Origin of the sequence: Streptomyces sp. L7, assembly GCF_050990935.1 — a bacterium.
Taxonomy (GTDB): Bacteria; Actinomycetota; Actinomycetes; order Actinomycetales; family Microbacteriaceae; genus Leifsonia.
Map to the genome: position 1 here is coordinate 1,143,495 of NZ_CP194644.1, position 22,895 is coordinate 1,166,389.

Sequence of the window (22,895 nt, forward strand, 5' to 3'; positions counted from 1 at the left end):
CTGGGGTACCTGGACTCGAACCAAGAACAACTGAGTCTGGGTACGGGTGCTCTCGATCCGGATGTTGACCAGAACTTTCACTATTCCGGGCTGTCCAGGAAACCGCAAAACTGCAGGAAAGTCGCAGAAAAGGCCCTCGCGATGCCGCTCGCCTCACTGCTGGTCACCTCCGCTCACCACGATCATCACCCGCGTCGCGTTGAAAGGGCACCGCTGCTGAATGGCGCTGGACCTTGGCCAAGAGCCTGCGGAGCTGGCAGCCACGCGCAAGAGGTTGCCCCTCCAGTCCGCGCCCCGACACGCTCCCCGCGCCGTCACTCTCAGCCCCGTTCTCGGCGACTGGGGTGTCTGCTGCGGCCCATAGAGTTGTGCTGCTTCAAGTGAGTATCGGTGTATCTGCTCATTTGAGGTGCGCACGTCCGCAACCCAGCGTCGAGCAACCGAGGAGGAATCATGGCCACGCTCTACGAGCCCTGCTCTGCCAGCCAGCGCGCCGCTGAGAGGAACGCGCGATGAGCCTCCTAGAGAGCCTGGCGAGAGCGTCCACAGTCATCGTCATCAACAACGACCCGCCGCTATGCGAAACCCTGCTCCAGCTCGTCGCCCCGGCCGTTGCGGTAGGCATCGCCGTGTGGGGGTTCCGCGTTGAACTCCGGCGACGCCGTGAGGCCCGCGCTGAGGACGACGATCGAGCCCTTCGGCGAGCCGAACGACTTCGGTGGACCGCTTACAGCATGGCCACCTCCGGAGGGCACCGGCCGGGCTACTCGGAGACCAAGATCGAACTGACCAATACAGACAGCCAGCCGGTGTACGACGTGACGATCGGGCCTGTTCGCTTGAAGGATGGTCCTCCCGAAGCGATCTGGAATCCGAACGGCACCTCGAACAGCGGGAGCCCCTTCATCCTGGCCCAGGAATCGAAGACGTTCACAGGTCAGTGGCGACTCCCGGATGGCTCCGGCACCGAGAACCTTCCGACACCCGAAACGAACCTGGCTGTCGTTCTGAATTGGACAGACGCCGACGGGCGCCGCTTCCGACGAAACGCGGATGGTTCCGTCGAAGAGATCCGCAGCTGACCATGTGGGCGCTGGCGAGCTTCACAGAGGAGTAGCTCGCCTCGCCTCCCCGTCGTCGAGCGACGAGGCCACCTCAACAGGAGCGTCAACCATGACCTTGAACGCAGATCCAGTCCTGAACGATCCGGCGTTGGTGCAGGCCTCTGCCGAGCTAGTCGGTCGCCTCCCCTCCTGGGTGGAGAACGCAGAGCTGCGAATCCGGATGCTTCATCCCCTGGAAGGAAGTCGCGCCCAGGTCGACGACAACGTCAAACCCATCGACCCACCGTCCGACCAGATCGTGCACCTTCTGCACAGCGCGCTCGACCACCTCACAATGCTGGCCCAAGGCATCGAGGCGAACGGGCCGCGGCCACTCGCCGGGTACTCGTTGATCCGCGTGGCGATCGAGGCGTCCGCGCTTGCGTCCTGGTTGATGCTGCCCGGCACAATCGATGCTCGCGTGCGCCGCTCCATCCGGCTCACCTGGGACAATCGGCAGCGCGTCATCGTCTACACGAAGAAATACCCGACGCCGACGGACGCCATTACCAAGGAACTCCGTCGACTGCTCACCGAGGTCATCCAAAGCCGGCCCGGGCTGAAAAGCCTCGACCTCGACAAGCCGTTCGCGCACCTGACAGACATCATCGGCGATGTCGACAAGAAGATCCCCGAGAACCGCGGCGCCAAACTCATCGGGGTGGACGCGTGGAGAGCATGCTCCGGCATCGCCCACTCCAACTCCAACTTTGCGGCTGGGGCTCTCAGCCGAACTGAGATGCCCGATCACATCCTCGTTACCGTCAGCCTCACCACGCTCGGGATGATGCTGGAGCAGGCGACTCGGCACCTCAGCTTCGCGATCGGCCTCGCGGAGAAATGCATGCTGTCTGTTCGCGCCTCAGCACCGCGCGGTGCCGGGTCGGCATAGCGTGCGCTCTGTGAGCTGAGTCAGCGCGCTCCCGGACCCGCTGCGGGGTGCCGATGCTCACGCGTCAAGCCTCGGCAGCAGCCGAGGCTCTGATTTCTTCGAGGTAGCGCGCCACGGCCGCGTCCCGCTCGCGCACCACACGCAGAATCTCAGCGGGTGTTTCCAGCCGCAGGCTCCATCCCCGCCCCTCATACACAGCGAAGTCGCCCTGGATCATGACCACTTCTTCTCCACCGAGGAGCTGCCGGCGCCATTCATCCGCGTAGACGTCATCCCTGTAGTCTCGCGCCGTCTCCCACCCCATGCTCACAAAGGCGGCGTTGAGTTCATCGTCGAACGGGCGCAGCTCGCTGAAGGTCATGACAGCATCGTCTCCTATGCCTTCCTTGGGCCGCTACATCCATCGAGATGAAGGAAGCGGCGAGGCCTAGAGCGAGCGGCCACCGGTATGCGTAGAACTACTACGACCCCAGAAACCCCGCGTCTTCCGGCCAGTTTGCACGGTAGAGCTCCACGTCGGTGATTGCGTGCAGCATGAGCGTGATCGACTCGGGGGTGCATCCCGACCACGTCACGCATCCATCGTATGGAAAGAGATTCTCGTCTGACTCGCAGAGGCCGAGGTATTCGGCCCACTGCCGGCACAGCGACTCGCCATCGGGGTGGGCCCGACCGAGCGGGTGAGTAGCCTCGATCGTGGTATCCGCCACGTCGGAGAGCTTCCAGTCCAGCGGTGCAAGTCCCACACGGGCGCCAATCTCGTTATAGGCGGCGCTGATACCAACGTTCGTCGCTTCGTCGAGGACAGCCAGGTCGAGATGCAGGTCGGTCACGGCGGCAGCGTATCCCTTTCTGCGTCAGCGTCGGACTTCGCCCCGCCGCGCTGGAGCCAAGTCCGAGAGCTTCGCTGTACTCCGGAGGCACCCGATGGAAGGGACCGGCCTCCCTCCGGTCGGCCGGCACGCTCCCGTCCCCGCTAACCGCCGCGCCCCGGCATGTCGCTGTTCCGTTCCCGCTGGCTCCACGCCTCCGTAAGCGTTCAGTTAGCGCACACGCAAGGCGCCCGCCGCGCCCCCGCACCACACGAGAGTTACCGCGGTTAGCCGACACAGCCACCGCCGGGCCAGCGGGATACCGCCTGGCGCGACCGGAGTCAAAAATGCCACGATGCTACGATCCATGCACCGAACATGAGGATTCGTTTCACCCGAGGGGGCCCAATGAGACAGCGATCGTTTGTGCGAGCAACCGTTGGTGTTTCAATCGCGGCGATCGCTTTGGCAGGTTGTTCCGCTGCTCCGGCCGGGCCAGACCCTTCATCGACCGTTACAGGGAGCTATGCGCCAACCGGGCGTGCGGATCATCCCGATGCGAGTGACGCTTCCGGGAGTCTGTCTGTCGCAGCATTGGAAATCCCCATTTCGACGTCTCCGAGCGATGCGGCGAAGCTCGTCGAGCAACGATTCGCCGCGTGGCAAATGGCTGGAACGACTGATCCTACTTACCGCGCGCGGCTCAACTTCAGCGGCTCCACGGGCAGTTTCACTGCCAACATCGCAGCAACGAATGCGACGGCATTCACTCAGGCGCTCTTCGTCCCTGGGTGGCAGTCGAACTCCGTGCTGTCAGGCAGGGCGCGAGGGGAGCAGCAGAACAATGCGGGCCGCATTGAGAACTGGATCATCACTTACAAGAGCGGTGACCCGGCCGACAAACAGGTTTACAAGTACTGGACCACGATCGAATCAGAACAGGTTCAGCAAGCCTCGAGCACATCCGCACTAGTCGATGTGACCGTCACAGAACACAACAACTCCGCGCAGAACCGTATCGGTCTGCAATACCACCCCGTGGAAGTCTCCCAGAACGGCAACCGATACCTCTCCCACATTCAACTGGCTGCCGTCGGCGGGACGTGGAAGATCGCGAACTACGACGCTGAGGGCGCTCCGTCTCAGTGACGTTCGCAGTGGTACGTCGGCGTGACCCGCGCGGCCGACGGGCACTCCCGACGTCGCGCTTGGTAGCCCTACCCTAGCGTTCCCGCTGGCTTCACGCTTCAGACCGCACCGCGTCTCGTCATCACGCCGCTCTCCGGCGTGCATCGTCACGCCTGCCGTGCCGCTGACTAGCCGCCGCACGTGGACGCGACCACCACCGGTGCGGTGTCGGAGCGCGCTCGCTCCGCTTCCGAGACGTCTGCGTGTCGTGGGCGGTTCGGACGGTCCGCGGGCGTGACGGCTGCGGTGCGGGTGCGGGTGCGGGGCGAGTCGCGGGCCGAGCCGCCGCGCGAGGCCCGCGGGTTCGCACCTGCGGCCGTGGCTCGTCGCATGGCTGGGGACGAACGCCTTGCCTCCGCCGCATGTGTGGTGGTGACCCCCGGAAAGGACCCCACACCATGCCCGCACTCCCCCGCGTTCTCGCCCTCCTGCTCGCAGCAAGTATCGCTGTCAGCGCCGGCGTCGCCGCCGCCGAACACGTCACCCAGGAGCGTTCCGCCGTCGCGGCGCAACGGCCCGGGTACGACGTCGCCCGCGACGCGCTCACCTCACGTCGTGGAGAGGCGCTCCAGCTCGTCGGCGCCGCTCAGGACGCGGTTACCGCGGGTGCAAAGGTGCTCGCCGACAGTGCCGGGAAGGTACTCGACGGAGACGGCTCCCGAGCAACGCTGGAAGACGAGCTCCGCCGTGACACCTTCAAGGTGCAGACCGGGGAGGCCGAGCAGCGGCTCGTCGACGCGGCTGCGAAAGCGAAACCGGCCGCCGGCCCCTACGGCCCCGACTACGCCGCCGCAGCCCGGGTGATCGATCAGCTTCAGTACCCGGTCGCTCAGCAGCTGCGGACCGTGCCGGTCGAACTCGGACAGCTCGCGGCGAACGTGACCGCTGCTGAGGCCGCGTGGCAGGCCGAGCAGGCGCGGATCGCGGCTGAGAAGGCGCGGGAAGCTGCCGCTGCGGCCGCTGCGGCAGCGGCTTACACCGCCAACAACAGCATCTACGTGTGGACGAGTTCCAACGGGCCCGATGTGCAGTCGAAACTAGACGCCTGTCGCGGTGGGGTGAACGTTTCGTCGTACTTCGGGACTGGGGCGGTCGCCATCCACGACTACTGTGGCGGAGATGGCCTCGACAAAAATATCGGCACCAAATACACGCTCACCGGTGAGGTCTCCGGGACTTTCCAGGTCGTCGGGATCCTCCACGTCAACGGCTACACGACCCACATCGACGACCTCCCGCATCAGTACTCGCTGCTCGTGCAAACCTGCATCGGGCGAGGCTACGGCGACATGATCGAAATCGAGCTCAACCGAGTCTGACAGCGAGGTCGGGCGCGCCGGCCCGGCTCTCACCCGTGGGCATTTTGTACGTCTTGGCCATCGCTTTCCGCGTCGACGACGCGAGCGCGCCGCAGCGGGATGGCGTTGTACTTGTTGCTGCCGTCCGGGTCAGAGACGAAGAGGGCTGCCGTGCCATCGGCGGCGCTGAGCGCGAACCCCCATACCTTGTAGACCCCCTTCTTCCGGCCGTCGCGCACCAGGGTGCCCTTGCGGATTCCCCGTTCCAGGGCCTGCTCTTTCGCAGAGCGGTCCTGGGCCCGCATCCGCTGGCGCCCCTCCATCTCAGCTGCGGCGGCGGCTTCCGCGTCGGCGCGGGGAATGCCTTGTCGTTCGAACCGGCGGACCGTGTTCTCGAAGTTGGTGACCGGTTCGAGATGTTCGGGGCGGACGCATGCGCGAGTCTCGCACACATGGTCAAGTTGCATCCCATCGGGGATCGGGCCGACGTACGTCTCATAGCTGAGCCGGTGCGCCCGGTGGGTGCGACCTTCGAAGGAGGCGACACCGTAGCCATCTTTGTCGAGCGGTCCGGTCCATAGCAGGCAGCCACTGGCGTCTTCGCGAGTCCGCCGCTCGATGGTGTCCTTGCCCGGGTTGTACGACTCAATTGTGACTTCGTACTTACCGAGCATGACCGTGTACGGCGGCTCCTCAGGCTCCATGAGCCCAGTCTGGCCGACAACGCCGACATCAGCGATAGCTACTGCGGTGGCCTCCCGCGGATCCGCGGCCAGTCGCGCGGGTCGTCCTTCAGGCGGGCGCTTCTCCGGTGACCGTGGCTGGGTCGACCTCCGGCCGCACCCGGAGGAAGCGTGCGACGTGCCGGATCGACCCGCTCTCCGAGGCAGCAACGTCTGTGCTCACCTCAACAGTGATCGGCTCGACGAGAGTCACGCGTTTCTCCGACCGTGGGTTGAACCTGTCCCAGGCTGTTGAGGGAAGCACATCCGGCCACGGATGGTCGCTCTCCGGCTCACGCAGGAAAGGCGTCAGCGATCTCGCGGCCGCCCTACTGACCGGTGCGGTACGCCCAACGATGCGGAGCTCACCGTCCTGCCAGGCGCCGAGGATGATGTCACCTGGCTGGGTGAGCGTCCCGGTGACGGCGCCGGCGAGGAACTCCCGGGTAACGCGGGCCTTGTGTTTGACCCAGCCGCGCTCCCCTGGCCGGTACGGCTGGGTGCCGCCCTTGGCGACGATTCCCTCAACCCCGTTAGGTGCGAGCTCAACGGCCCACTCCCCTGCGGTTGCCGGATCGTCGGTCATGGCGATCAGCGAGAGCGGCGCGGCCCAGGCCTGCGCCAGTCGTTCGAGTAGCTGCCGACGGGTGTCGTACGGCTGCTCCCGAATGTCGATCCCGGCCAACGCGAGCATGTCGAACACGACGAAAGAGGCCGGTTCCTCGGCGACCAGCTGGTTGATCCTGCGGCCGGCGACCAGCCGGCGCTGCAAGGCATCGAACGAGGACCGGCCCGCTGCATCCCAGCGCACCACCTCGCCGTCGAGAACGTAGCCGGGCGGGACCTGCTCGGCCAGCGCTTCTGCGATCTCCGGGAACGCGCGAGTGAGGTTCTTCCCCTGTCGCGACCAGAGGGTGACCGTCTCCTCGTCCAAGGTCGCCGCAACGCGAAACCCGTCCATCTTCGGCTCGTAACGGGTCCCGCCGGGCAGCGCCGCGGCACCCGGGAGACGGGCGGCAGACTTCGCCAGCATCAGTTCGGGCCCGGCGCGCAGCTCAGCAGGCAGGCGTCCCGCAGCCGCAGACGTTCCGGGCATGGCCCGGACGATACGCCGGTCAACCTGCGCGGTTCAAGGGTGTGTGCGGGCGGCCCGCGGGCGCAGCAAGGCTGTGCGCGGCTGTGCGCGGCCGGAAACGCTCAACGGGCCATTGCTGGTCGCGGGGCTGAACGCAGCGCACCGGGGCGCACAGCGGCGCAGCGGGGTGATTCTGGGCGGAACGGGGTCGCAACGGGCCAGCGGAAGAGCGCCGCGCGACTGTTCAGGGGCGCGTGGTCCGCCTCAGCTGCTGCGTCATGAGCGCCAAGACCGGGTCGACGAAACTTACCGCGAGCTCGGGGTGTTGCTGCGGAAAGTCATCAGCATCGACCCGCAGCTCGGCGCAGGCGGCGTCATGTCCGACCGGGATCAGGTCGGTTTCGAACTTCCACTGCGCCGTCACGTCGCGTCGATTCGCTCCGTTAATGTCTACGAGCCAACCTTCTGGGTGCTCCACGAAAGCGTGTGCCAGGAAACGATGACGGGACTCGTTGATGTCGCGGCCGCGGAGCGTGAGGATCGGCCAGCCCGTGCGGTCCGATACTGCGATCGCCAGGCTCAGACAGTTCCCCAGCATGAACGCGCGGCGCGCGTGGCGGTCCAGGTGACCCGGGGCGACCCGTGCGGGCCGCCCCTGAGTAGTCGTCACCCGAAGCCTTCGGCGCACGAGTCAGGAAGCCTTCGGCACGCCGAGCCGGCTGAGATGCGTGTCGACCTCGTCCCTCTCGAACCAGTTCACCCGGTACAGGACGACGCGGCCGGCCGGGTCGATCGTGACGGCGCGGCCCGGGTGCTTGTCGCCGGCGTTGAGGAGGGCGGCGACCTGTCGGGCCTCGGATCCGAACGTCGTCGCGAGGTCCTCCCACGCGAGCGGCTTCTGGATTGGGGTGACCGGCGCCGAGATGTTCAGGTTCTCGCGGAGCACGGGAGGGAGGGTGTCCGCGGTCGCTCGCTGTGTTCGGATCAGCAGGTAGATGCCGACGGCGCGTCCGGTGGCGGAGATCTCCGTGAGGTTATGCACCGCCCGCAGAGCTGCGAGACGTTCCACGGTCGAGTATCCGTCGGTGAGGGTCAGCGCGCCGAGGTCGGCCACGACAACTGTGATCGGCACGAGGCTCTCCTGGTCACGTACTTCCTCGGGCAGGTCCGACCAGGTCGCGGCCTTGTGGGCCTTGAGAACGTCGGCGCGGCGGGGCAGCTCCTCGACTGCGGCGTAGGTGCCCTCTGCGACGGCGTCGAATGCGCCGTCGGTTACTGCGTCGGTGTACCAGGGCTTCGCTGTGACATCACGGAGCCGGTTCTTGGGGTCAATGAGGACGATCCGGTGGCCGCGGGCGAGCCGGTGAACCAGATCGCTGATTAGCGCGGGTTCCGCAGCAGAACCCAGGTAGCCCAGGAAGAGCCGGTGTGGTTGGGTGCGGATGTCGTGGTGCAGGATGTCGCCGTCGGCGTCGATACCCTGCGGGATGGTTGCCCACTCCCCCGGTGCGTAGGCGTCGGGGAGTAGTGAGGTGCCGGTGACGAAGCCGGGGAGCGTGTTGATCTCGGTCATGTGAAGCCCTTTCTGTGGCGGTTTGTGAGGCGGTGGTGCTTTCACGTGCTACAGAGGCGGCGATCTGGGCTTCGTGGACGATCTACGCGGAGAACCAGCTGTCGGCGTCCGGGACACCGATCTCCCGTAGCCGTCCCAGCAGGTTGTCCGCGTCGTCCGGGACTGCCTGCCGGTACAGGCTCGGGATCCCGGCGATGTCGGCGACGGCGAGGCCCGGACCGGTCAGTTCCTGCGGGCTCTTGGGGATCCCGTCGAATCGGGCGGTCAGCTCGAGTAGTTCCTCGTCGACGGTGTCCATCAGCGTGATCCGTGAGTTGAACCGGGTGAGGTGCTGGGCGGCGGCAGGCCGGAGCGCCGTGGCGGTGACCAGCAGGTGGATGCCCAGGTGGCGGCCGCGGGCGACGATGGTGTCGAATAGAGCCGCGAGCTCGGGCTCCGCCAGCAGCGGGGCGGGGTCTTCGACGATGACGGTGATCGGTGACACCGGTTCCCAGCTCATGCGGACAGTGTTCGGGAGCCGGTCGAATGAGAACGCTGCATGCTCCTGCAGCAGCCGGGTCCGGCGCGTCAGCTCGGCGGAGACGTGGCGCAGCGCCACGGCCGCGGCATCCATGTCGGTGGCGCGCGCGGCGATGAACGGGCAGAGGACCTCGGTCGCGGAGGGTTGGTCGGTGAGAGCGATGACCGCGAGCTCATGGCCGCGGGCGAGAGCCTGAGCGCTATGATTGGTCGCTGCGCGGCCGGTCTGGCTAGCGTCCCCGGTGAGGAGGGTGTGGTTGGCGTCGGCAACCAGCGGGCCGGTGATGCCAACCCCGATTGGGATCTGGTTGAACAGGGCCGCGCCGTAGGCGTAGACCCGTGGGAGCATGCTCTCCGTGGTGACGAAAGCGGGTAACACCGCGCGTGTGATGGTCACCCGAACGCCTTCCCCATCGACCGGCAGATCATCGTAATGCAGATCCAGGCGAGGAACATCGGAGAGAGCACAGCGATCAGTAGAGCGGGCACCTGGTGCATTCGGCGTCCGAACCGGCAGATTGCGTAAACGATGCCGACCGCTACCCAGTAGACGAACAGCCAGACCCACGGGGTAGAGCACAGGTGTATGAACCATGCGCCGACTGCGGCGGCGAGCATCGGAAGGCCTGTGACCCACATCCAGAGTGCGCCGTACGCCAGGCCGGCGGTCACGATGAGGCCGGCGAGGACCGACACTGTGACGATGGCGCCGCGGTTGACAGGCTTCCGATGCGGCCGCGGCGGGTAGGCGGAGTCGAGCTCGGGGCCGTCGGCGATGATGGCGGCCGGGATGATGATGGATGCGTTCGGGTTCGCGGGTGGGATGACGATGAGGTGGTCGCTGCTGTGCATGGTGGTCCTTTCTGGGTGGGTTCAGCTGCTGTAGGAGGTCCGCGGCTCGGCGTCAGCAGCAGCGCCGAGCTGCGGAGTGCTCACCAGTTGGGGTCGCTGGAGTAAGGGTCGACGGAGACCGTCTTGAGGGTGGCGGGCATAGTCACCTGGCCGGTCGCCGACTGGTACGCGCATCCTGTGGCGAACTTCGCGGTCGCATCCGGGTTAGCGGCGCAGAACGTGTTCAGCGCCGTGCGCAGCTGCCCGACGGTGACCTTTCCGCTGGTGAGCCCCTGGGTGACGGCCTTGGTGAGGTCAGTGTTGCTGGCGGGGTCGCCACAGGACCAGATGGAGACCCCGCCGGTCTTAGCCGTGGCGAGACCGAAGGTTACCGCGTTACCCTTCTCGTCCGGCAGGCAAATGCGGGCCATCCTGTCCGGGAGGGCAACCGTGCCCGGCATCGCTGCCCACTCACGGGTTACCGCGAGCGTCTGAGGGTTGGCGTCGCGGTAGCTGCTCGCCTGACCGATCTGGACCGGCTTCCCCTGCTGGCACAACTGCCAGACCGCGGAGGCGTCCGGCTGGGTACAGACGATAGGCAGGATCTCGCCCTTGGCGGCCGCGGGGTTTCCCACCAGGTTGTTACTGAACGTGAGCTTGCCGCCGGCGACCTGTGCGGCTGCGTCCGCGGACAGGGTGGAAGACTTCCCGTACGGGGCGCTCAGCGGTCCGTCCACGGTCAGCTGCGGGACGGTGATGACGGTCTTGCCGCCGCTGCGGTCGACACTGATTAGGGCGGTACCGATCTTCTCTGTCCGGCCGGTGACCGGGTCGGTCCACGACGTCGGTGCGCCCGGGTGCGCGTTCAGCTTCGCCGGCAGCCCGTTCAGCACCGCCAGGGTGAGCTTCTGCGTCGCCAGCGCCTGGAACGCGGCGTCCTGCGCGGCGGTGGTGCCGATCGACGCCGAGGTACAGGCGAAGCCGGGGCCGTACGCGGCCGCGTCCAGTGCGAGGGCACCACTGTCGGTTGTCACAGGCACTTTCGCGCCCAGGTCGAGTGCGGTGAAAACGGTGGAGTGCGCGGCACAGAACTCCGGGCCCGGGACATATGCCGGGAGCGGCTTCGCGTCTGTCGACGGCAGATACCGGGCGGTGGAGCGGTCTCCGTCTACTGCCGGGTATCCGGTCAGGTGCTCCCAGCCGGCGTCGCTGAGCGATCGTAGAGGGGTGATCGTCTGTGTCGCCGCCGCGAGTTCGCAGTGCGACCAGTGCTGGTTGTCCTTCGAACCGGTCAGGTCCCAGCAGAAGACGGGGATGAGGTCACCGGTGAGCTTCTGGCCCGGAGCTGCCGCCTCGATGGTGGCGTTCTTGCCCCAGGTGGCCGTCAGGGTCTTGGCGAAGGCGGGGTCGGCCTGCTGCGCGGAGCAGCCGGTCAGGGTCAGTGCGGCGACAGCTGTGAGGGCGGCGACGGCGACGGAGATGAGCTTCTTCATCGGGCGCGCCTCTCAGTAGCTCTGGTGGAGGTTGGTCAGCAGGGTGACGGCCAGGGCAATCATCCCGAGGACCGTGACGGTGGCCAGTACCGCGGTCACCTTCGCAATCCGGGCGGTCGCGGTCAGCGCTCGCACGTCGGCCCGGGTAAGGGTGGCCGGCTCGTGGGCGTCATGTGCCTGACGGACACCAGCGACCGACTGCGCGGCGACAGCCGACTTCGCGCGGGCGGCGACGGACTGGGCGACCGGCGCGGCGAACGACTTCGCCTGCTGCGCGGCGGCCTGCGCACGAGCCGCGAGCGAGACGTGATCGGGAGACGGGGTGGGGTTGGACATGGGCTGCTGAGCCTTTCTGCTGGGGGCGAGGAACACCGGCTGGTGCCCTCACCCCTCCAGAGGCGGCGATTTGGCCACCCTGGACATCCGGGCGGCCCGACCGGTTCAGTAGTCCGGCGGCTCCGGGATGTCGTCGTCGTAGTCCGGGGCTGGTTCGGTCAGAGCTTCCAAGTCCGCCAACGAGAACGACACCTTGCCGCGGGTCACCTCGGTAGCCTCGACTCGGGCCGAGCGCGGCACGCGACGGAACGCGGCGTTCGGTTGGCTCAGCGCGTCTTCCGTCACCTTCTTCAGCGGGGTGCCGCGCGGAGCGCCGATCGTCTCCAGGTACGCGGCGTGCTCCTCGACGAAACCGACACGGAAGCCGGCGACCTCGCCACCTTCGGTGGCAGCCACAGCGAACCCTCGACTGACACCATCGTTGAGGTCAGCGATCTCCTTGACCGCGTACTCCAGGCTGTTCGCGTCGAACACCATGCCAAGCAGCGAGTTCGGCGGCACCTTGGTCGGCGGGATCAGGTAGAGCGCGGTTCCGATATTGGCCCGCGTCTCACCGTCGAGCATGTGCGCGTACGCGGTCTGCGATCCGATTAGCAGGTGAACACCGGCGGAGCGGGCCTCACGGGCGATGTTGCCGATGTGCTGCTTGATCTGCGCCTTCGCGTTTGTCTTCTCTTGCCATTCGAGGAGGATCGGGTCGTCACGCTCGAGACCGGCCGGCTTGGGGTCCGGGTTGATCAGCGACGAGTACTCGTCGACTACGACCAGAATCGGGCGGACGCCGAGTTCCGGCGGCAGGTGCGACCAGTCCGCGGCGTGGTGCTCGTTGTTCAGGTCGACTCGTTCCTCCACCTCCGTGTACACGGACTTCAGCACCTGCGCGGCTTCCATCAGGCCTCCGCGGCCGACGCCGGAGACTGCGAACGCGTCGCAGTAGGGTTCCAGGTCCCAGAGACCGTTGCCCTTCTTGATCTCGTCGATGAACACGATGCGGAACCCTCGAGCGATCGCATTCATGATCGCCTGAGCGATGTAGACCGTCTTCCCCGAGCCGGTACCGCCCACGGCGAGGCTGTGCGGGCCGGCGGTCAGGTCCACGTTGAACGGGCTTCCGTCGGCCTTCACGCCCACCTGCCAGCGCTGCCAATCCGAGTCATGCATTCGGGTGGGGAGAAGCGTGGTGCCCTCGACTCGCTTCGGAAGCCGGCGGGGGCGACGGTAGGCGAGCGTGATCGTGTTGCCGTAGGAATCGGTCACGACGTCCCAAGACGATGCGATCTGCTCCCCGTTGTTCGCCCAGGCCGGGACGATCTCCAGCAGCTTCTGCCGGCCGGCTTCGGACAGGTGCGGCAGGCCGGAGAAGACGACCTGGTCGATACGCCCGAGCCCGGTCTCATTATCGAGGGCCCAGTCGACGACGCAGGTGACCCGCCACGGCTCCATACCGCTCAGCAGAGCGGCGCGGTCGCGGATCGTCTGCGTCACGGGCGGCAGCCACGCTGCGAGGCCACCGCGGTGCGGGTCGAACGCGACGAGGGTGCGGCCGTCATACAGACCAGGCACCTTCGCCTCGAGCGCGGCGATCTCGTCCCGGCGGAGCCCGGGCTTGCTGAACACCGGCGTCGCACCGGGCAGCGGTTCCGGGGACTGATTAACAGCGACGACGAGGAAACGGCGGTCTGGGGAGACCATCTCGATATGAGCGTTCGGGCCGCAGTGATCCTTCACGTAGCGGACCAGCACTGGCCACGACTCGTCTGGGAACGGTTCCGCGTTCGGGTCCCCGCCGGTCAGGTCCAGCATGACCTTGCTGGGCGTGACCGGCGGGGACGCCTGCGCCTGCGGCGTCGCTCCGTTCGTAGGAGACGGAACCTGGAACATGGCGGCCTCAGTTCCCGTACTGGCTGGCGGTCGGCTGACCCTGCTGTGCCTGGACGTGCGCCGCGTACTCCGCGAACGAAGGCGCGGCGACCGGAGCCGGCTGCTGGGGCGCCTGGACGGGAGCCTGCGGGACGAACGCGGCCCCATTGAACGTCGAGGCCTGCTGCGGTGCCTGCGGTGCGTACGCGGCAGGGTTGAACGTCCGGGCCGGCTGGGGCTGCTGCGGCGCCTGCGGGGCGTACGCGGCAGGGTTGAACGTCGGCGCGGCGGCCAGGGCGACGGTCGACCACGGGTTCTGGGTGGCCTCCGTGTCGAGCCCGACGATCAGACCCCCCGAGGCCTTCATGTGCTGACGCAGCTGCTTGGTCTCCTCCGAAGCGCGGCCAAGGACCAGGGTCTGGTCTTCGGCGGTGACGAATTCGAGCTCGGGGACCTTCAGATACCCCTCGGCGGCGATGCGGGCCAGCGTGGTGTTGACCTTCTCCGCCGACATGATTCCGTGCGCGTACAGGTCAGCCGGGATGTTCTTGACCACGAGGGCCTCGTTTTCGGCGTTCCACACGATCTGGACGTTCCACTCCTGGAGCTTGCGTTCCGACAGAGACGGGTCCTTTGCCAATTCGAACAACGCCGCCACGAGGGGCCTGAACTGGGAGAAGTCGGCGTCGGCCTGGTCCATCTCGGCGAGGACACGCTTGCGTTGCTCGTAGCCGACCTTCACGTACACAATCGCGCGGAAGAGCGACGGGATGAGTGCCAGCCACGCCAGCAGGGGGAACTGGATACCCGCGAGCGCCAGGGCGACGGTCACCCAGTGCGCAACCTTCACCGCGAGGCGGACCCACCGCTTCTTCCCGGTCCGCCACCACTCCTTGTCGATGTCGGCGAAGTCGGAACGGGTGAGCGTCACGTCCTCGGCGGCCGCGATCCGGCGAACGGTGATGAACGGTGCGTACCACGTCATCGCAGCGATCGGGCCGGCGAGGATGAGCAGGTTGAACGGGAACGGCAGGAGCGCGCCCAGGACACCTCCGAGGATCACCGGGGCGATGACCATGAAGATCGCCGACCAGGTGGCCGCGATCTGGCGGTTGACGTACTCGCCGCGGGCTCGCATCTGCTGCCGCGCCTTCACGGCTTCGGGGTTGTCGTTCATGATGCCGCGGTAGCCGCCGTAGTACGTGGCGACGACCGGCGAGATGAACAGGAAGCCGACGCCCTTGAGGATCAGCCAGAGGAGGCTGTCCCCCTGCTTGGCCTGTGGGGCCGGCTGGTTCGTGTTGGTGGTGGTGGTCATGGTGGTTCTTCTCCGATCGATTCGTGGTGGGTGGTTACTGGTTTGTGCTGCTGAGGCGGCGGCCGATGGTGATGCCAACGCCGATACCGGCTGCGACCGGGACGATGATGAAGCCGGCCAGGACGAGGTACGGGGCAAGGAACAGGGCGGCGAAGCCGACGCCGATGACGACGGTCAGCAGGAACCAGAACGTGGCGATAGCGATGGTCTTCATGGGCGGTTCCTCTCGGTGGTTAGGGCTTCTGCTTCTCCAGAGGCGGCGAATTGGCGGGGCCAGACAGACGATGAGGAGGCAAGCTCCCGGCGGGGTGCGGACGAGCCGACCGGGAGCTCGCGAAGGGTCACTTCGTATTGCCGTCCCGGTCCGGGGAGGTGGGAGATGGGCGCTCCCCGGCAGCCCCCGGGGCCGGAACGTTGGCGGCCGCCAACTTGACCAACTGGTCGAGGCTGATCGTCAGCGACCCGAGACGGGCCGGCTCCTCGCTCATCAGACTTCCCGTGTTGAGAGCGGCGATCTGGTCCAGAGTCATCGAGCCGAGGCGGCCCGCGTTCTCGGCGAGGCGCTTCGCGGTCTCCTCCTCGACACGCTTCTCCAGGAAGTACTCGAAATCAGCGTTCATGGCAGCGATGTCCTGGAGGCGGCGCCTCGTCAGCCGACGATGCACAAGGATCCAGGTGAGGCCGACGAAGAGCGGTGCCGTGACCAGGGTCTCCGGAAAGCACGGGATCGCGACCATGCAGCCCACGATCAAGGCACCGGTCACGAGGCCGAGTACGCGATCCCGGAAGTCAACCGGTGCGTGGGTGTTGGTGTCGATCATGGTTTCCTGCTCCTCTCGGTAGTTCCCTGCACGGCTCATTTCTTGCCCCCTTGGACTTCGTTTCGTTCCGCTGCTCGGCGTCAGCAAGGAGCCGGCGCAGCGTGGCGATCTCCCGGCGGCTGGCGCGGGTCTTCTTCGGCGAGGTGCCTGCAGCCTGGTCGCGGAGGGCTTGCGCCTTCTCGTTCTCCGCAGCTCCGATCGTGTAGGCGAGGAGACCGGCCGAGACCGTGAGGCCGGAGATCAAAAGGACACCGGAGACGACGGAGAGAGAGCTGCTCACGACCGCGAATATCAGAGCTACGACAGAGGCGGTCACTACGGCGGCGCATACCGAGGTCATGGCGACCGTGAACCCGGTGTATGGTCCGGTCTCGACGACCGGTGGCTTGGCTGACTTCATGTGGTGTGGTCCTTTCCAGACGTGATGGTGGGTGTTGGCCTCGTAGGGGATACATGCGGCGAAGGCGTCCGTCCCCTCGGCCGGGTCAGTGGTGTTTGGCTGGGGTGTAGGCGAGGTAACGGATGCGGGCGGACTCATCTAGTGGTTGCGCGGCGTTGTGGAGGGAGCGCACTGCGAGCTCGACACTTTCCGTGAGGAGGGTGTGCTCCAGGTCCGCGGGGCGATCCCAGTTCTCACTGAGACGCACCCCGGCGAAGACCCTGCGGTCGCCGAAGAGCACGACGAGGTCCTCGAACGCGATCCCGCGCGCGGGGACGATCACGGGCAGGCGGATGGCATCGACGGTGTGGGCCCGGGGTGCCACGTACTTGCGGGTGACCGGGTCGACCAGACGGTGTGTCCGACATATCCAGTCGATGGTGTCGGCGAGGAACGAAATGTGCGGTGCGTAGTCCGTCAGCGACGTGACCTGAGGTGGGATCGAAGTGAGTGTGAACATGGTCTTCTCCTCTCAGGTCACGCCGCTGCGGCGGTCTGGTAAGCGGACTGGGCGCGGCGGTGAAGTTCGCGGCGGGCGGCGATCTCGAGCGCGGCGGTGAACGGGGTCGCCGTGAGCGTCTGGACCTCGTCGACGACGTCGTAGCCTTCGACACGGAGGCCGAGGAACACGTTGTCGACGTCGAACAGAGTGGCGAGCACGGCCACCCTGTCTTCGGGGAGGACGAGGATCGTCGCATCGAACGTGGTGCCGGCCGGGTCGCCGTCGATGCGGATGCGGTGCGACGCGTTCGAGCCCTTCTCGATGGCGAGGACGGCCTGGCGGACGGTGTCCGCTCGCAGCTGGATCATCTCGTTGGTGACGGTGCTGTGGTCGATCATGGTGCTGTCTCCTCCCGGGCGGCTTGGTGGTTTTCGCCCTCTGAAGGAGATGTGGTCGGCGGTTTTGGGAGGGTCCCACAGTGGGTGGCGACAGCATGAGGGAAGGAAAAGCCCCGCCTCTGTCGGGAGCCAGGGCGGGGCTTTCAGCGGCTGGGAGATTCCCGTCTCCGGGCCGCGCTGCTCGATCGGGAACAGCAAGTTCGGGATGGTGGTGGCTGGCGGCGCATCCGATCCTGCGCCGCCAGCTTGGAGAGGAGAGCGAACCACCGCTCGACGCCCCGGGAAAACCACCAAGCTGACCGGGGCGTCGCAGCTTATGTATGCGGCGGATGGATTCGAGGTGCCGGCGGCCGGTTGGATAGGACCTGAAAGGCGCCGGCCGACAGCGGTGCGACAGTGTCTCGAACAGCGTCGCAGCCGACATGTATGCGGCGGACACCCACGGGCGGGAAACACGAAACCGCCGGCCCGAGTGATCAGCGGGTGGACGTATTCCAATAACGTGTGCTCATGACACCGACGCCGGTCCCCATCGAGATCGTCAACTCGACCACCACTGACTGGGTCGGACCGCTCATCGCTTCGTTGGGTGCACTGGTAGGTGCGCTCGTCGGAGGCCTGATCGCGTCATTCTCGGTCCGCGCCAGTGACCGTCGACGGCAGCAAGCGGAGGATCTCCGCCAGTGGGACAGCCTAGTTCTCGCACAACTCGCGAGAGTGAGGAAGTCTCTGGACCCATTCTGGGATGCCCGATATATCGGTGACGATGACGGACGGCGATTCGGGCTCTTGTCTGCAAGTCTGTCCCGGTCGGTCATGGAGATTCGAGACGCGGAGGAAAGGTTCAGCATCATCGCCCCGAAGTGCGCGACAATCACAGGTCACATCGGAGACCAACTCAGATTGGCTATTGAGCTTGCCGACAGGAACAAGGCCCCTACGGCACAGCTCGCTGAAGACGTGGTCCGCCTGAACACGGAACTCTCCGCCGAGGTGCGCCGTCAACTCCGGATCCCGGATACAACGCCGTAACTCCCACCTCGGCGTTCAAAACTACGCCTCTCGCTGGCGGACGCTGCCGCCACCCTCGATCCCGCACGGGGCGGACCCGAAACGGGCGGGAACACAGAACCGCCGGCCCGAGTGATCAGCGGGCCGGCGGTTCGGTGGCGTTGGGGCGCCGGAGGGAGATACGAGACGCGGATCGGGCTGACGGAACCCGAGCAGCGGCTTGTACTAGGAGCAGACGCGGCGAGAGACGGCTTCTCTCCGGACAACGAAGAAGGACCCGCCGGTAAGGGGAAGCGCTCCCTCAACCGGCGGGCCCACCGCGGGTACAAGCGCGGTTCGTGTGGCGGCGCGCACATCTAAGTCATATGCGACAAAACCGCCTAGACCTTCTTCCAGCTCCTCCCGAGTATCGCCGAGTCACCCGTCATCTGTACGCCGAGGAACTCGGAGGACATCTCTTGCACGAGCACGCTCTGGGCAAGGTCGGCGAACCGGGCGGGAACTTCCACGACGAGTTCGTCATGGATGGGGAGGAACGCGGATTCGACCTGCAGCTTGCTGAGGACTGCCTCCATCTTTTGGTAGAAAACATCCGCGGCCTGGCCCTGGACCGCGGCGTTGAGCATGGCGTGACGGCCTTTCGGAGTCGGCATCGGCCGTCCGTTGGTGTACCGCATGACGCGTCCCGCGCGCAGGTCCGTCAGCAGCCGCGCCTGGTAGGCCGCCAGCTTCGGATACGCAGCCCACAGCTGCTCCCTCCGCTGACGAGCCTCGCTCAGGCTCACGCCGAGCTTCGAGGCGAGCGTCTCATCCTGGGCGCCATACATCGTCTGCAGGAAGACGTTCTTCGCCAGTTCTCGGTACGCCTTGATCACGACGCCGTCTTTGAACGCGGACTCTCCCCAGATCTTGCGGGCCAGCGAGGCGTAGACCCCGTCCGGCGAGTAGATGTCGGCGAGCAGCGACTCGTCTCCGGAGAGCGCGGCCGCGACCCGCGGTTCCGCGTTCGACAGGTCGAGCGCGACCAGGACGTTTCCTTCGTCAGCGACGAGGAGGTGGCGCAAGTTGCGTGGAATGTTCTGCAACGCAATGCGGGAGCTCGACGCGCGCCCGGTGCGGGCTCCGCGGATCATCAGGGTGGAGTAAACCCTGCCGCCGCCGCGCTCGGCTGCTCGCTTGATCTCCAAGATCTTGCTGAGCCGCCAGCTAGCCGAGTAAGCATCCCTGAACGGTTGCCAGGCGAGCTTTGCCCGCTCCGGGAGATCCGCGACGACGACCGCGTCGATCGCGTCGTGGCTCAGGGAGGACAGCGCGATGCCCATCTCCGCGAGCTGGGCGAGGACCTCGGCCTTGCGGCTGTCGCTGCGCGCACTCGCGAGGTCGATGCCGAGCGTCTTCGTGAATTCGTCGGCGGTTGCCCGTGCAGCAGCGAGCTCATCCTCGAGGACGGACATGTCGACACGCCACCCCTTCATCTGCCGCGGGCGCCACATCTGCTCCCACCGCACCGCATCGGTGGCTGCCTTACCGGCCACTCCTGCTGTCGCTTGGAGCTCCGTCACCAGCATGGCGGTCTTCGTGGCCGCGTCAGCGGCCGAGTCGGCCTTGAACCCGAGGGTGTTCGACCCTTCGGCCTGACGCAGCGTACGCGCCTGCGGTGACACCATGTTTGGTCGGAGCGTGTACAGAGCGGTGGTGGCGTCCCGCAGCCAGGAGAGGTCCTGGACGCGCAGGCTCCATTTGCGAGCAATCCGAATCGCGACGCTGCCGGCGAGTTCGCACCACGGACGCTGTCCGGAAGCAGCGATGGCATCCAGCACGGACCGCACGAGGTCACTGTCTGTGGTGCGTACCGTCCAGCTGTCGTCAGTAGCCTCCCCGATCGCGAGGTCAGCGCCCGCCCAGGCGAGGCCGAGGATCCGCTTCCCCGAGTTCAGCCAGGCGGTGAACTCGGGAAGCGACTCGGTCGTCACCCGGGCGGTCATCGTGCGTCCTTGAGGGTGTGTACCGGGAAGCCCTCCGGGTTCGGGATCAGACGGTTGTCTGGTCCGTAGCACTCGAGGTAGTACTTCGTCGGGTTGGTGTCACCCTTGGGCTTCTTCTGCTGCAGCAGCTTGTAGGTGTTGCCCTCGTAAGGAATCGAGGTGCCGACGATCTTGCGAGTCTTCGCGGCGAACGTCTTCCCCGCTCCGGGGTCGTTCGCCCGCCACGGCCGGAGGTCATCCGGCACCTCAGGGTGGCGGATGCCATGCTGAGCGCGGTGAGCGGAGACGCATTCCGTGAGACGAGCGAGCGTCTTGGCGAGGACCGGCTTGGTGCCCGCCTCGTTCCAGAGGTGGCAGAGAATCTCTCCCCAGGCGCTGCCGTTCTCGTCGGAGGCGTTCAGCTCATCCACCCAGCCGTCGAAGATCAGGTCCGCGACGGAGCCTTCGCCCTCTGGGCTCGGGATGTGGGTCAGCGAACCGAGGATGATCTGGGCCCAGTTGTGGTTGAGCTTGACGTCCGGGATCACGCGGGTGGGTGCGTTCTGCAGCCCATACAGCAGGATCGTATGCGCGGCTGCCAGCAGCTTCGGGCGGTTCTCTACCACCCACTCGAGCAGGTTCGGGTGCCGACGAGTGCTGTTGTCGACAGCCAGAGGACCCGCCCCGGGGTAGTCCAGCCGGATCGTCATGAAGCGACGGTTCAGGTCAGAGCCGGTGGTGACGTTGTTACCGCACGCGGTGACGATGATGCCCTTGCGCTTGACAGTGTCGTTGCCGCCGAGGATGCGCATTCCGATGCCACCGTCGACCTCGGGGATCATGGCCTGGATCACCTTCGAACGCATGGTGCTGCCCATCGCCACTTCGTCATCGTGGAGGAACGTTCCACCCTCCACCATCAGGCTGACGATGGCGTTCTTAGTTTCCTGGTCGGTCCGCTCGTCGAAGCTGAAAGTCTGCGCGACCGTGGTGCCCTGAGCGATCAGCCGGCCGAGCATCGCGAGGAAGGACTTGCCGGAGCCGCGGGTGGTCGCGTTGAAGAGGAACCCGATGCTCCCGTTGAGGAGGTTCCGTCCACATGCCGTGAGGATGTATGCCATCGCTCGTGCGCCGTCTCGCGCCTCCACGAACGGGAAGTCGGAGAGCACCTCGGTGTAGAGGTACTGGTACGCGTCGATCGCCTGTCGAAGAGTCGGGCGTCCGGGCACCTCATACTGCTCGCGCCAGTAGTTGACCTGCCGGGACGGGATCGCGAGGTATGCCTTCGCGCTCGGGTTGTAGCCCGGCTCGATGACGACCTCACCGTGGCCTCGGCGGTGGGAGACGACCATCGGCTGGCGGGCGATCCACTCGACAGGAGACAGCTGGCCGTCCTCCTTGAGGTTACGGATGATGGCGTCGACGAGCTCGTCGGGGCCGCCGTGCAGGTAGGAAGCGACGTACTCCTTGCCGGTGTCCTTGTCTTCCTTCACGATCGCGTACTGCGCGTACGCGGTCATCGCGGTCTTGAAGGTAGTCCGCTCGTTGAACCGGATGACGTTGCCGGACGGTGTGATGCCGATGATCGCCTCGACCTCAGTGTCGCCAGGGGTCCGCTTCGCGAACAGCAGAGGCTGCTTAGGGTTGGTCTTTGACTTGGCCTTGCGCGCGGCGTTGGTGTACTGGCGGATGACCTCTTCGGTCGGCTGATTCTTGTTGATGATCGCCTTTTCACCGCGGGCGGAGAACACGACGGTTTCGGCCTGGAAGTGCCCGTTGTCCGAGAGCCACTGCGCGGCATCCTCGGAGGATTGCAGGACGCTCCCGCCTTGCTCGGATCCGACGAGGAGGTCGAATGGGGTGTGCAGCGTGCGGAGGTAGAAGTCGGCCTCTCCGTGCTCGTTCAGCTGGGCTTCGTCGCACACCGCGAGCACGCACGTGCTTCGGGTCAGCCGGCCGAATTCGCTGCCGCGCTTGAAGCTGAGGGAGTGGTCGTCGCTTCCGGTAGCCTCCCAGCCGTTCTCCTCGAGGAGGGTCTGCACGCCTTCGACCGTGGCTGCCCGGTTGTAGCTGTCGCGGATCATGTTGACGCCGGTGTCGTGCTTGCGCACGTCGTAGGGGAAGTTCTGCGGCGAGGTCTTGGTGTCGGAGAGCTCGTCGAGGACGACGCCGAGGCCGAACAGCTCGTTTTCGTTCAGCACGCGCGGCGACCCCATGTTGTCCATATTCACGAAGCCGGTAGTGGGGGCGACCGGCTGGTGGCCGGTGAAGTCGAGGGTGACGATGGCGCGCCCATTGTTCAGGGCGATGTCCGCGGGAAGGAGTCCCATGACGGTCTCGAACTCTTCATCGGTGTCTGCCTGGACGGCGAGGACGTGGACCTGGCGCTTGTCAGGGGCCGTCTCGACCCATCCACCGGCGATGCGGCCTACCAGCTTGTTGCAGGAGAGCCGTGCGGCGGTGTCCTCGTACGCGATCGCGTCGGCGCTTTCTGGTGCTGGGGTGGTGAGCGCGATGAGGTAGTGCGGCTGGCTCTCGGGTCCGAATGGGAACTTCCCGTCCGTTCCGAGAACGACACTGATCTCGCTTTCGGGCGTGATTCCGAAGCCTTTGGCCTCACCATCCACGAGAACCGTCAGGCCGCTGGCCTGCAGGGTGCTGAGCGCGGTCATGATCCGCTGCAGTGCGAATGCGGAGTTCTGCTGCTTTTGCAGGTGCTCGAAGCGTTCGAGCTCTTGGGTGTAGTCGAGGGTGATGTCCGTCATCGTGCGCTTCCTTACGGTGATCAGACGGTTCACGA

At 66.2% G+C, this 22,895-nt stretch carries 24 protein-coding genes; 5 read left to right on the plus strand and 19 right to left on the minus strand.

Going from position 1 to position 22,895, the window contains the following annotated elements; translation table 11 throughout:
* Nucleotides 1-512 precede the first annotated feature (512 nt).
* A complete protein-coding gene (locus ACR5MH_RS05755) occupies nucleotides 513-1,082 on the plus strand; it encodes a hypothetical protein (RefSeq protein ID WP_431346220.1) in 570 nt (189 codons plus the stop codon).
* 91 nt (nucleotides 1,083-1,173) lie between these two features.
* Entirely contained in the window at nucleotides 1,174-1,995 is an 822-nt protein-coding gene (locus ACR5MH_RS05760; RefSeq protein WP_431346219.1) for a hypothetical protein, read from the plus strand.
* A gap of 64 nt (nucleotides 1,996-2,059) precedes the next feature.
* Here the strand turns inward: ACR5MH_RS05760 and ACR5MH_RS05765 are convergent, their stop codons facing one another.
* Both ACR5MH_RS05765 and ACR5MH_RS05770 read right to left on the minus strand, forming a co-directional pair.
* Nucleotides 2,060-2,356 (minus strand): hypothetical protein, encoded by a 297-nt coding sequence (locus ACR5MH_RS05765; RefSeq protein ID WP_431346218.1) that lies wholly within the window; start codon nucleotides 2,354-2,356, stop codon nucleotides 2,060-2,062.
* A gap of 100 nt (nucleotides 2,357-2,456) precedes the next feature.
* Nucleotides 2,457-2,828: a hypothetical protein gene (locus tag ACR5MH_RS05770; protein ID WP_431346217.1), complete on the minus strand. Its 372-nt coding sequence runs from the start codon at nucleotides 2,826-2,828 to the stop codon at nucleotides 2,457-2,459.
* Nucleotides 2,829-3,233: 405 nt separating this feature from the next.
* Between ACR5MH_RS05770 and ACR5MH_RS05775 the strand changes: the two genes are divergently transcribed.
* On the plus strand, nucleotides 3,234-3,956 hold the full coding sequence (locus ACR5MH_RS05775) for a hypothetical protein (protein WP_433862394.1): 723 nt from the start codon (nucleotides 3,234-3,236) through the stop codon (nucleotides 3,954-3,956).
* Between the two features lie 437 nt (nucleotides 3,957-4,393).
* Nucleotides 4,394-5,314, plus strand: a complete 921-nt coding sequence (locus ACR5MH_RS05780; protein ID WP_431346215.1) for a hypothetical protein — start codon at nucleotides 4,394-4,396, stop codon at nucleotides 5,312-5,314.
* Between the two features lie 29 nt (nucleotides 5,315-5,343).
* On the opposite strand, the gene ACR5MH_RS05785 is transcribed toward ACR5MH_RS05780, so the two are convergent.
* From ACR5MH_RS05785 to ACR5MH_RS05855, 15 genes are all read right to left on the minus strand, one after another.
* On the minus strand, nucleotides 5,344-5,997 hold the full coding sequence (locus ACR5MH_RS05785) for an HNH endonuclease signature motif containing protein (protein WP_431346214.1): 654 nt from the start codon (nucleotides 5,995-5,997) through the stop codon (nucleotides 5,344-5,346).
* Between the two features lie 88 nt (nucleotides 5,998-6,085).
* The gene (locus tag ACR5MH_RS05790; protein WP_433862395.1) at nucleotides 6,086-7,111 is read right to left on the minus strand and encodes an ATP-dependent DNA ligase; all 1,026 of its coding nucleotides are present in this window, start codon (nucleotides 7,109-7,111) and stop codon (nucleotides 6,086-6,088) included.
* Between the two features lie 223 nt (nucleotides 7,112-7,334).
* Nucleotides 7,335-7,760, minus strand: coding sequence for a hypothetical protein (locus ACR5MH_RS05795; RefSeq protein ID WP_431346212.1), 426 nt, complete (start codon nucleotides 7,758-7,760; stop codon nucleotides 7,335-7,337).
* A 21-nt stretch (nucleotides 7,761-7,781) separates the two neighbouring features.
* Nucleotides 7,782-8,663, minus strand: a complete 882-nt coding sequence (locus tag ACR5MH_RS05800) for a hypothetical protein (RefSeq protein WP_431346211.1) — start codon at nucleotides 8,661-8,663, stop codon at nucleotides 7,782-7,784.
* An 82-nt stretch (nucleotides 8,664-8,745) separates the two neighbouring features.
* Nucleotides 8,746-9,579, minus strand: a complete 834-nt coding sequence (locus ACR5MH_RS05805) for a hypothetical protein (RefSeq protein WP_431346210.1) — start codon at nucleotides 9,577-9,579, stop codon at nucleotides 8,746-8,748.
* The gene (locus ACR5MH_RS05810; RefSeq protein WP_431346209.1) at nucleotides 9,576-10,034 is read right to left on the minus strand and encodes a hypothetical protein; all 459 of its coding nucleotides are present in this window, start codon (nucleotides 10,032-10,034) and stop codon (nucleotides 9,576-9,578) included. Before ACR5MH_RS05810 ends, ACR5MH_RS05805 begins: the two co-directional genes overlap by 4 nt.
* A gap of 80 nt (nucleotides 10,035-10,114) precedes the next feature.
* Nucleotides 10,115-11,506 (minus strand): hypothetical protein, encoded by a 1,392-nt coding sequence (locus tag ACR5MH_RS05815; RefSeq protein ID WP_431346208.1) that lies wholly within the window; start codon nucleotides 11,504-11,506, stop codon nucleotides 10,115-10,117.
* A gap of 12 nt (nucleotides 11,507-11,518) precedes the next feature.
* Nucleotides 11,519-11,842 (minus strand): hypothetical protein, encoded by a 324-nt coding sequence (locus ACR5MH_RS05820; RefSeq protein ID WP_431346207.1) that lies wholly within the window; start codon nucleotides 11,840-11,842, stop codon nucleotides 11,519-11,521.
* 105 nt (nucleotides 11,843-11,947) lie between these two features.
* Complete coding sequence (locus tag ACR5MH_RS05825; protein ID WP_431346206.1) at nucleotides 11,948-13,723, minus strand: FtsK/SpoIIIE domain-containing protein; 1,776 nt, start codon at nucleotides 13,721-13,723, stop codon at nucleotides 11,948-11,950.
* A gap of 7 nt (nucleotides 13,724-13,730) precedes the next feature.
* The gene (locus tag ACR5MH_RS05830; RefSeq protein WP_433862396.1) at nucleotides 13,731-15,020 is read right to left on the minus strand and encodes a hypothetical protein; all 1,290 of its coding nucleotides are present in this window, start codon (nucleotides 15,018-15,020) and stop codon (nucleotides 13,731-13,733) included.
* A 34-nt stretch (nucleotides 15,021-15,054) separates the two neighbouring features.
* The gene (locus tag ACR5MH_RS05835) at nucleotides 15,055-15,234 is read right to left on the minus strand and encodes a hypothetical protein (protein WP_431346204.1); all 180 of its coding nucleotides are present in this window, start codon (nucleotides 15,232-15,234) and stop codon (nucleotides 15,055-15,057) included.
* A gap of 127 nt (nucleotides 15,235-15,361) precedes the next feature.
* On the minus strand, nucleotides 15,362-15,841 hold the full coding sequence (locus tag ACR5MH_RS05840; RefSeq protein ID WP_431346203.1) for a hypothetical protein: 480 nt from the start codon (nucleotides 15,839-15,841) through the stop codon (nucleotides 15,362-15,364).
* A complete protein-coding gene (locus ACR5MH_RS05845; RefSeq protein ID WP_433862397.1) occupies nucleotides 15,810-16,241 on the minus strand; it encodes a hypothetical protein in 432 nt (143 codons plus the stop codon). Before ACR5MH_RS05845 ends, ACR5MH_RS05840 begins: the two co-directional genes overlap by 32 nt.
* Before the next feature lie 85 nt (nucleotides 16,242-16,326).
* A complete protein-coding gene (locus tag ACR5MH_RS05850) occupies nucleotides 16,327-16,740 on the minus strand; it encodes a hypothetical protein (protein ID WP_431346201.1) in 414 nt (137 codons plus the stop codon).
* Between the two features lie 17 nt (nucleotides 16,741-16,757).
* Nucleotides 16,758-17,120, minus strand: a complete 363-nt coding sequence (locus tag ACR5MH_RS05855; protein WP_431346200.1) for a hypothetical protein — start codon at nucleotides 17,118-17,120, stop codon at nucleotides 16,758-16,760.
* A 510-nt stretch (nucleotides 17,121-17,630) separates the two neighbouring features.
* Here ACR5MH_RS05855 and ACR5MH_RS05860 point away from each other — a divergent pair.
* Complete coding sequence (locus ACR5MH_RS05860; RefSeq protein WP_431346199.1) at nucleotides 17,631-18,152, plus strand: hypothetical protein; 522 nt, start codon at nucleotides 17,631-17,633, stop codon at nucleotides 18,150-18,152.
* Between the two features lie 359 nt (nucleotides 18,153-18,511).
* Here the strand turns inward: ACR5MH_RS05860 and ACR5MH_RS05865 are convergent, their stop codons facing one another.
* Nucleotides 18,512-20,116, minus strand: a complete 1,605-nt coding sequence (locus ACR5MH_RS05865) for a DNA polymerase (protein ID WP_433862398.1) — start codon at nucleotides 20,114-20,116, stop codon at nucleotides 18,512-18,514.
* Nucleotides 20,113-22,860, minus strand: coding sequence for a hypothetical protein (locus tag ACR5MH_RS05870; protein ID WP_431346197.1), 2,748 nt, complete (start codon nucleotides 22,858-22,860; stop codon nucleotides 20,113-20,115). Before ACR5MH_RS05870 ends, ACR5MH_RS05865 begins: the two co-directional genes overlap by 4 nt.
* Nucleotides 22,861-22,895 lie beyond the last annotated feature (35 nt).

Coding starts and splice junctions, on each gene's coding strand:
- ACR5MH_RS05755 (WP_431346220.1), top strand. CDS start 513: ATGAGCCTCCTAGAGAGCCTGGCGAGAGCGTCCACAGTCATCGTCATC.
- ACR5MH_RS05760 (WP_431346219.1), top strand. CDS start 1,174: ATGACCTTGAACGCAGATCCAGTCCTGAACGATCCGGCGTTGGTGCAG.
- ACR5MH_RS05765 (WP_431346218.1), bottom strand. CDS start 2,356: ATGACCTTCAGCGAGCTGCGCCCGTTCGACGATGAACTCAACGCCGCC.
- ACR5MH_RS05780 (WP_431346215.1), top strand. CDS start 4,394: ATGCCCGCACTCCCCCGCGTTCTCGCCCTCCTGCTCGCAGCAAGTATC.
- ACR5MH_RS05785 (WP_431346214.1), bottom strand. CDS start 5,997: ATGGAGCCTGAGGAGCCGCCGTACACGGTCATGCTCGGTAAGTACGAA.
- ACR5MH_RS05790 (WP_433862395.1), bottom strand. CDS start 7,111: ATGCCCGGAACGTCTGCGGCTGCGGGACGCCTGCCTGCTGAGCTGCGC.
- ACR5MH_RS05800 (WP_431346211.1), bottom strand. CDS start 8,663: ATGACCGAGATCAACACGCTCCCCGGCTTCGTCACCGGCACCTCACTA.
- ACR5MH_RS05810 (WP_431346209.1), bottom strand. CDS start 10,034: ATGCACAGCAGCGACCACCTCATCGTCATCCCACCCGCGAACCCGAAC.
- ACR5MH_RS05815 (WP_431346208.1), bottom strand. CDS start 11,506: ATGAAGAAGCTCATCTCCGTCGCCGTCGCCGCCCTCACAGCTGTCGCC.
- ACR5MH_RS05820 (WP_431346207.1), bottom strand. CDS start 11,842: ATGTCCAACCCCACCCCGTCTCCCGATCACGTCTCGCTCGCGGCTCGT.
- ACR5MH_RS05825 (WP_431346206.1), bottom strand. CDS start 13,723: ATGTTCCAGGTTCCGTCTCCTACGAACGGAGCGACGCCGCAGGCGCAG.
- ACR5MH_RS05830 (WP_433862396.1), bottom strand. CDS start 15,020: ATGACCACCACCACCAACACGAACCAGCCGGCCCCACAGGCCAAGCAG.
- ACR5MH_RS05835 (WP_431346204.1), bottom strand. CDS start 15,234: ATGAAGACCATCGCTATCGCCACGTTCTGGTTCCTGCTGACCGTCGTC.
- ACR5MH_RS05840 (WP_431346203.1), bottom strand. CDS start 15,841: ATGATCGACACCAACACCCACGCACCGGTTGACTTCCGGGATCGCGTA.
- ACR5MH_RS05845 (WP_433862397.1), bottom strand. CDS start 16,241: ATGAAGTCAGCCAAGCCACCGGTCGTCGAGACCGGACCATACACCGGG.
- ACR5MH_RS05850 (WP_431346201.1), bottom strand. CDS start 16,740: ATGTTCACACTCACTTCGATCCCACCTCAGGTCACGTCGCTGACGGAC.
- ACR5MH_RS05855 (WP_431346200.1), bottom strand. CDS start 17,120: ATGATCGACCACAGCACCGTCACCAACGAGATGATCCAGCTGCGAGCG.
- ACR5MH_RS05860 (WP_431346199.1), top strand. CDS start 17,631: ATGACACCGACGCCGGTCCCCATCGAGATCGTCAACTCGACCACCACT.
- ACR5MH_RS05865 (WP_433862398.1), bottom strand. CDS start 20,116: ATGACCGCCCGGGTGACGACCGAGTCGCTTCCCGAGTTCACCGCCTGG.
- ACR5MH_RS05870 (WP_431346197.1), bottom strand. CDS start 22,860: ATGACGGACATCACCCTCGACTACACCCAAGAGCTCGAACGCTTCGAG.